Source organism: Methylobacterium sp. B1 (assembly GCF_000333255.1).
Taxonomy (GTDB): Bacteria; Pseudomonadota; Alphaproteobacteria; order Rhizobiales; family Beijerinckiaceae; genus Methylobacterium; species Methylobacterium fujisawaense.
The window spans coordinates 1-1,879 of record NZ_BACT01000481.1; the positions used below are offsets into that span (position 1 = coordinate 1).

A 1,879-nucleotide genomic window follows, 5' to 3' on the forward strand; every position below is an offset into this window, starting at 1 on the left:
GTCGATCATCGTGCGTATGGTCCCGTCGGCACTCGAGCCTCTCACAACACTCCCATATCCCGGGAGTTCTCCCTTTGNTCGAGGGGGCGCTGCGACAACCCGGCGTCGTGCCCCACCCCGTCCTGCATCTTGGCCCTGCATCTTGGCGTGCGCGTCGCCGCTTGCCATCTGCACGGCGCAGGAGAAACCCGCCAACGCCCGATCCGCGTTCCGGTTTCGACGCGGTGTGGTGCGCCGGCCACGGTTCCGCCCGCTTCGTCGCCGATCCGAAGGCCCTGAGGCTTCACGAGGACGCAATGCTCGTCGATCACGACCGGCGCCGGCAAGGCTATCAGCAGGGCGCGCCGCCGAACGCCCCCTACGGGGCGGAGACCTACCGGTCGCGACCCTCGGCGCTCCGGCGCTTCCTCGGCGGCTCGCCCGCCGGCGTGTTCCTGCGCCTGCTGTTCCTGTCGGTGCTGGTCGGCGCCTTCATGTCGATGCTCGGCCTCACGCCCGGGCGGCTGTTCTGGCACGTCTATGATTCGGCGCGGGCGCTGATCGATGTCGGGCTCGCCTCGCTCCACGATTTCGGCGGCTGGATCCTCGCCGGGGCGATCGTGGTCGTGCCGCTCTGGCTGATCGCGCGCCTCTTCGCCGTCTCGCGCTGACCGAATTCGAGGCCGACCGGCACGGTCAGGCCCGTCATCCCGGCGCCGCGGAGCGGAGCCTGGGAGCCTGACCCGCCGATGCCCTCCTCCGGCTTTGCGCGGACGGCGCAGCTTACCAGCGTGAGGCCTGATGCACGCCGCCAGCCCCGGCCGCCCGACGAACCGCCGCGTCCTGGCTCTGGCGCTGCCGATGACGGTCGCCAACGTCACGACGCCGATGCTCGGCTTCGTCGGGGCGGCGGTGATCGGCCGGCTCGGCGACGCGGCGCTGCTCAGCGCCATCGCCCTCGGCGCGGTGATCTTCGACGCGATCTTCTGGTCGTTCGGGGCGCTTCGCATGGCGACCGCCGGCCTGACCGCGCAGGCGGTCGGCGGACAAGACGAGCCGGAGGTCGACCGCATCCTCGCACGGGCGCTGGCGGCGGGCGCCCTGATCGGCCTCGTCCTGGTGGTCCTGCAGGGGCCGCTCGCCCAGCTCGCCTTCCGGATCAGCGGGGCGAGCGAGGCCGTGATTGCGGGCCTTGCGACCTATTTCCACATCCGCATCCTGTCCGCGCCCTTCGTGCTGGCGAGCTACGGCGTGCTCGGCTCGGTCCTGGGGCGCGGGCGCACCGATCTGGGCCTGCTGCTGCAGGTCGCGATCAACCTGACCAATGTCGCGCTGACGCTCACCCTGGTCCTGGGCTTCGGCCTCGGGCTCGCCGGGGCGGCGCTGGCGACGCTGGGCGCCGAGGCCCTCGGGCTCGGCCTCGGGCTGGTCCTTCTGGCGCGCCTCGGCGCGCGGCCGTTCCGGGTGCCGCTGCGCGATCTCCGCGACGCCACGGCGCTCCGCCGGACGCTCAGCGTCAACGGCGACGTGATCCTGCGGACGCTCGCCCTGATCACCGGCATCGTGCTGTTCTCGGCGCTGGGCGCCCGGCAGGGCGACGTGGTGCTAGCGGCGAACTCGGTCCTGTGGAATCTCTTCCTGATCGGCGGGTTCTTCCTCGACGGCTTCGCCACGGCGGCCGAGACCCTCTGCGGCCAGGCGGTGGGCGCCCGGGACGCGGACGCGTTCGATGCGGCCGCCACCCTGTGCCTGCGCTGGTGCCTCGGCTTCGGGCTCGCGGTCAGCCTGCTGTCGCTGGCGGGCGGCGCGGCCTTCATCGATACCGTGACGACAAACGGGCCGGTGCGCTAGGCGGCGCGCTCCTACCTCGTCCTCGCGGCCCTGGGGCCCCTCGCCGCCG

The 1,879-nt window shown here is 72.5% G+C and carries 1 protein-coding gene and 1 pseudogene; both read left to right on the forward strand.

Features of this window, described 5'->3' with window-relative positions; all coding sequences use genetic code 11:
* The first annotated feature begins 296 nt into the window (after positions 1-296).
* Entirely contained in the window at positions 297-650 is a 354-nt protein-coding gene (locus I53_RS14140; protein WP_043351744.1) for a DUF6460 domain-containing protein, read from the forward strand.
* Between the two features lie 130 nt (positions 651-780).
* Positions 781-1,827: pseudogene (locus I53_RS14145) on the forward strand (MATE family efflux transporter); the annotation flags it as partial.
* Between the last annotated feature and the right edge of the window lie 52 nt (positions 1,828-1,879).